This is a genomic window from Chromobacterium alticapitis (assembly GCF_002924365.1).
Classification (GTDB): domain Bacteria; phylum Pseudomonadota; class Gammaproteobacteria; order Burkholderiales; family Chromobacteriaceae; genus Chromobacterium; species Chromobacterium alticapitis.
Genome location: NZ_PQWB01000154.1, coordinates 1 through 4,822 on the forward strand (window position 1 = coordinate 1; position 4,822 = coordinate 4,822).

The following is a 4,822-nucleotide window of genomic DNA, read 5'->3' on the forward strand; positions in this document are numbered from 1 at the left end:
CCAGCTCAAACGAGCTGGGCTTTGTGCATTGGCGCGCGCGAAGCGCCAAGCCGCCCTCCAACGAGCCCCGCCAGGATACCCTGCCGGGGCTTTGGCATTTCTGCGCCAGTCTCAGGCGGCCTTGCGGGCATTTTTCAATATCTTGTATACCCATTGCACCGAGATGCCGTGCTTCAGCGCCAGCTCGGCGTGATTGCCGCCGTTGAAGTCGGCCAGGATTTGCCGGTCGCGCTCGGCCGACTTGCTGCTCTTGCCCAGCGGGAAGTAGATGTTTTGGCCGCCCCAGTGCTGAGCCATGCGGCGGGTGATTTCCTGAGCGATCTGTTCGGCCTGGCGGCTTTCGGTGTGGGCCAGCTGGCGCAAGGCCAGCGTGATGTGGTCGGTCAGGTCGGCCAGCAGTTCCGGTCCCTTGCTGCGTAGTTGTGTTTGCATGTGCGCTCCCGCGGGCGATGTCATCCAATGCAGCCATTTTTCCATCTCCTCCTCCCGCTCGCCTTTTGACCGGTGTCAGCGCCATGTCAGTGCCGCACTTCCTAAATGCGGCTACAAGCTCCCTCCCTCCCTCGTCCGGCATTCTGCGTCTCGTTCGGCAAGCAGTTCCGCTGGCCGGCGATCCGAGCGCGTTTGCGCACATCTCTTTCCCCTGTCCTGGAGTTTCGTTGTGGCAAGCACTTCCCAAATTGTCGACGCGCTGCTGGCGCGTTTGCGTGCCGGCGTGCCGCAGTTGACCGTCGAGTACTTCGCGGGCGCCGAGGATGACTATCCGTTGACGCACCCGCAAGGCGCGGCCCTGCTGTGCCTGCGTGGGAGCCAGTTCGGTCCGCTGCGCGACGGCTACGGCCAACTGCGCACGCTGCAACTGACGATCACGGTCCTGCTCGGCCAGAGCCGCGCCGGAGAGGCGGATGGCGATGTGCTGGATGCGATCCGACGCAGCTGCCTCGGTTTTGCGCCGCCGGATTGCCAACCGGCTTGGCTGCTGTCCGAAACCTTCCTGGGCTACCGCGACGGCGTGGCGCGCTACGCCATCGCGCTGGCCACCGACACCCTGCAAGTGACGGATGCCGCCCCGGATGCCTTGCCCGTGATAACCGCAGTCTCACTCGAGGAGCAACCATGAAGTATCTGTATTCCGGCCCGATCAGCGGCGTCACCCTGGCCGACGGCCAGGAAATCATGCTGTTTCCCGGCCATGAAGTGGAAATGCCGGAGAACCACAACTACACCCGCACGCTGGTGGCGCTGGGCTACCTGAGCGCGCAGCCGGTTTCCGGCGCGGCCGCTTTCCAGCCGCAATCGGTTTCCGTCGCGCAGCCGTCGGCCAGTGTGGCAACCCCTTCCCAAACCGCTGAACAAGGAGCGTAAGCATGGCGGCAAATTATCTGCATGGCGTTGAAACCATCGAAGTGGAACGCGGCCCGCGCCCGGTGCGCACCGTCAAATCGGCTGTGATCGGCTTGATCGGCACCGCGCCGCAAGCCCCGGCCGGCGGCATCAATTCGCCGGTGCTGAGCTTGTCCGAAAAAGACGCCGCGGCCTTTGGCCCGCAGCTGCCGGGCTTCACCATCCCGCAGGCGCTGAGTGCCATCTATGACCACGGCGCCGGTTCCGTGATCGTGATCAACGTGTTGGACCCCTCCCTGCACAAGACCAGCATCGCCGGCGAGGCGGTGACGCTGGATGCGGTCAGCGGCGCGGCCGCGCTGCAAAAGCAGGCTGTGGCCAATGTGGTGGTGAAGAGCGCGGACGGCACCAATACTTACGTGGCCGGCACCGACTACCAAGTGGACGCGACCTACGGCAAGCTGACCCGCCTGAAGACCGGTGCCATCGCAGCCGGCGCCAGCCTGAAGGTGAGCTACGACTACGCCGATCCGACCAAGGTGACCGCGGCCGACATCATCGGCGGCGTCAACGCCGCCGGCAAGCGCATCGGCATCAAGGCGCTGCAGGATACCTATAACCAGTTCGGCTTCTTCGCCAAGATCTTGATCGCCCCGGGCTTCTGCACCCAGAACACCGTAGCGGCGGAACTGGTCGCTGCGGCCGAGCGCCTGGACGCCATCGCCTACGTCGACGCGCCTATCGGCACTGCCTTCGCCGACGCGCTGGCCGGCCGCGGCCCGAATGGCACCATCAACTTCAACACCTCCAGCGACCGCGCTCGCCTGTGCTACCCCTATGTGATGGTGGCCGACGGCAACGGCGGCCTGCGCTTGGACGCGCTGTCGGCCCGCGCGGCCGGCCTGCGCGCCAAGGTGGATAACGACAAGGGCTTCTGGTGGTCCAGCTCCAACCAGGAACTGGCCGGCGTGGTCGGCGTCGAGCGTCAGCTGTCGGCGATGATCGATGACCCGAACAGCGAGGTGAACCAACTGAACGCGGCTGGCATCACCACCGTGTTCAACAGCGTCGGCACCGGTTTCCGCCTGTGGGGCAACCGCACCGCCGCCTGGCCCGCGGTGTCCAGCATGCGCAACTTCGAAAACGTGCGCCGCACCGGCGACGTGATCAACGAGTCCATCCGCTACTTCAGCCAGCAATACATCGATATGCCGCTGAACCAGGCCACCATCGACTCGCTGGTGGAGTCGGTGAACGGCTACGGCCGCAAGCTGATCGGCGACGGCGCCCTGCTGGGCTTCAAGGCCTGGTTCGATCCGGCGCGCAACTCCGATGTGGAGCTGTCCTCCGGCCACCTGTTGATCAGCTACAAGTACACCGTGGCGCCGCCGCTGGAACGCCTGACCTTTGAAACCGAGATCACTTCGGAATACCTGCTCACCCTGAAAGGAGGCAATTAATCATGGCCGGCAAGATTGAAATCAACCGTATCACCAATGCCAACATCTACATCAACGGCAACTCCCTGCTCGGCCGCGCCGAAGAGATCAAGCTGCCGGACGTGGCCGCCATCATGAAGGAGCACAAGGCCCTGGGCATGGTAGGCACGATCGAACTGCCGGCCGGTTTCGACAAGCTGGAAGGCGAGATCAAGTGGAACTCGCTGTACAAGGACGTGGCCAAGACCGTGGCCAATCCCTTCCAGTCCGTGCAGCTGCAGGCCCGCTCCAATATCGAAACCTACGGCTCGCAAGGCCGCCTGGAGCAGGTCAGCCTGGTGACCTACCTGACGGTGATGTTCAAGAAGAACCCGATGGGCACCTTCAAGCAGCATGAAAACGCAGACTTCAGCTCCGCCTTCACCGCCACCTACGTCAAGCAGGTGATCGGCGGCGAGGACATCCTCGAGCTGGATTACATGGCCAATATCTACCGCGTGGCCGGCAACGACATGCTGTCTGTATACCGCCAGAACATCGGCGGCTAAGCGTAGCGACGGCCTCCCGCGGATGCATTCTGCGGGAGGCTTTTAAAGAAACTTCCTAAAACGCTTTCGCATACCCCGAATCCCGGAAGCCGGAAAATGACGGCATTCCCAACGCGCTTCAAGGAGCCATCATGCAAATCAAACTGCAATATCCGTTCACCAACGCCGCCGGCCAACGCATTGAAGTACTGGAAATCCGCCGCCTGAAGCGCGCCGACCTGAAGGCCGCCAGCCAGCACAGCCAGGACGATGCCGACCAGGAAGACTTCCTGTTCGCCCGCATGACCGGCCTGACTCTGGAAGACATCGACCAGCTGGACATCGCCGACAGCCGCGCCCTGGCGGACAGCTTTCGCGACATGGTGGGCGGAAACGAGCACGCTCAGAGCGTTTGACGAAGTGCTGCTGACGGTGCTGGGCCTGCCGCCTTCGGAAATCGACGCGCTGGCCATGGACGACTACTGGTTCTGGTGCGAAGTGGCCGAACGCGAAGTCCAGCGCCGCGGCGAGCGCCAGCAGCAACTGCTGGACGCCATCTGATTCCCCCATCTTTCTGGTCGGCCGCCGCCCGCATGCCGGGCCGGGGCCGGCCGCCCCTTTCTTTCCCCCTTCACAGGCACACACCATGGTAAGCGAGTTTTTCATCGGTCTTAAGGTGGGCGCGACGCTGTCCGGGGTCTTCGACAACGCCTTCCGTTCCGCCCGCTCCGCATTGGATGAGCTGCGCAAGTGCAGTCTGCGTCTTAACGACGCGCAGAAGGATTTGGCCGGCAATGTCGAACGGACCCGCCAGGCTTATGCCGGGCTGGATCTGGCCAGGCTGGAAAGCCAGCACCGCCAGCTGGAGTCCACGCTGGGCCGGCTGACCCGCCAGCATGAGGCGTGGCAGGCCAGTTTGCGGCGCGGACAGGCGTTGCAATCCACCCTGAATCTACAGCAGACCCGCCGGGTCGAGCTTTTGGCTTCGGTCCGGCTTAGCGCCGTCATCCGCCTGGTGGAAGAGAAGGTGGAACGGCAGCGGCGCGACCAGGACAAGACCCAGCGCGACATGCCATCGTCTGACTGGCAACGACCGGTACAGCGCGGCGGCAAGGGCGGCGATCGCAAAGGCGGCGACAGCGATGCCGCCGGCGACGCGTCTCGCCCTTCCTCTCCCGCCTCCTCTAGCCGCGCCAAACCTGGCGAGGCCATTTCCACTGCGAAGCAGAACCAGTCATCCGCCAAGCCTGGCGGCAAGAGCCGTCCCGGCGAAGCCGTCGCCGAGCTGAAGCGGCAGGAAAGCGAATCCGACGGCTGGCTGGACAAGGCCATAGACGCGACCGAGAAGCTGAAGAAAGTCAGCGAGATCAGCGAAAAGCTGACCGGCGGCGCGGCCAAGGTATTGCGCACCGATACGGGACGCAAAGTCTACGAAGCGGCGCGGGCCAAGCTGAACCCGGTGCTGGGCAACCGCTTGCCGGACACCGAGCGCGTCTTGTCCCTGTTGGACAA

Annotated in this window: 8 protein-coding genes; 7 read left to right on the forward strand and 1 reads right to left on the reverse strand. The window is 63.9% G+C overall.

The annotated features are described in order from the left end of the window. Nucleotides 1-111 precede the first annotated feature (111 nt). Nucleotides 112-432, reverse strand: a complete 321-nt coding sequence (locus C2I19_RS20020; RefSeq protein WP_103904366.1) for a Mor transcription activator family protein — start codon at nucleotides 430-432, stop codon at nucleotides 112-114. Nucleotides 433-661: 229 nt separating this feature from the next. On the opposite strand from C2I19_RS20020, the gene C2I19_RS22135 reads away from it, so the two are divergent. The 7 genes from C2I19_RS22135 to C2I19_RS20050 all read left to right on the forward strand — a co-directional run. After that, nucleotides 662-1,120, forward strand: coding sequence for a Gp37 family protein (locus C2I19_RS22135; protein ID WP_158253777.1), 459 nt, complete (start codon nucleotides 662-664; stop codon nucleotides 1,118-1,120). After that, nucleotides 1,117-1,365 (forward strand): hypothetical protein, encoded by a 249-nt coding sequence (locus C2I19_RS20030; protein WP_103904362.1) that lies wholly within the window; start codon nucleotides 1,117-1,119, stop codon nucleotides 1,363-1,365. The genes C2I19_RS22135 and C2I19_RS20030 overlap by 4 nt, the downstream gene beginning before the upstream one ends. A gap of 2 nt (nucleotides 1,366-1,367) precedes the next feature. Next, the gene (locus C2I19_RS20035; RefSeq protein WP_103904363.1) at nucleotides 1,368-2,804 is read left to right on the forward strand and encodes a phage tail sheath subtilisin-like domain-containing protein; all 1,437 of its coding nucleotides are present in this window, start codon (nucleotides 1,368-1,370) and stop codon (nucleotides 2,802-2,804) included. A gap of 2 nt (nucleotides 2,805-2,806) precedes the next feature. Continuing rightward, nucleotides 2,807-3,331, forward strand: a complete 525-nt coding sequence (locus C2I19_RS20040; RefSeq protein ID WP_103904364.1) for a phage major tail tube protein — start codon at nucleotides 2,807-2,809, stop codon at nucleotides 3,329-3,331. A 131-nt stretch (nucleotides 3,332-3,462) separates the two neighbouring features. Next, a complete protein-coding gene (locus C2I19_RS20045; protein WP_103904365.1) occupies nucleotides 3,463-3,726 on the forward strand; it encodes a phage tail assembly protein in 264 nt (87 codons plus the stop codon). A 4-nt stretch (nucleotides 3,727-3,730) separates the two neighbouring features. Further along, complete coding sequence (locus C2I19_RS22140; RefSeq protein WP_158253778.1) at nucleotides 3,731-3,871, forward strand: hypothetical protein; 141 nt, start codon at nucleotides 3,731-3,733, stop codon at nucleotides 3,869-3,871. A gap of 85 nt (nucleotides 3,872-3,956) precedes the next feature. Then, nucleotides 3,957-4,822: hypothetical protein (locus C2I19_RS20050; protein WP_199181297.1), on the forward strand; the 866-nt coding region annotated here is incomplete at its 3' end.

Excerpts from the sequence above, each read along its gene's own strand:
- C2I19_RS20030 (WP_103904362.1), top strand. The coding sequence starts at position 1,117 with ATGAAGTATCTGTATTCCGGCCCGATCAGCGGCGTCACCCTGGCCGAC.
- C2I19_RS20045 (WP_103904365.1), top strand. The coding sequence starts at position 3,463 with ATGCAAATCAAACTGCAATATCCGTTCACCAACGCCGCCGGCCAACGC.
- C2I19_RS20035 (WP_103904363.1), top strand. The coding sequence starts at position 1,368 with ATGGCGGCAAATTATCTGCATGGCGTTGAAACCATCGAAGTGGAACGC.
- C2I19_RS20020 (WP_103904366.1), bottom strand. The coding sequence starts at position 432 with ATGCAAACACAACTACGCAGCAAGGGACCGGAACTGCTGGCCGACCTG.
- C2I19_RS20040 (WP_103904364.1), top strand. The coding sequence starts at position 2,807 with ATGGCCGGCAAGATTGAAATCAACCGTATCACCAATGCCAACATCTAC.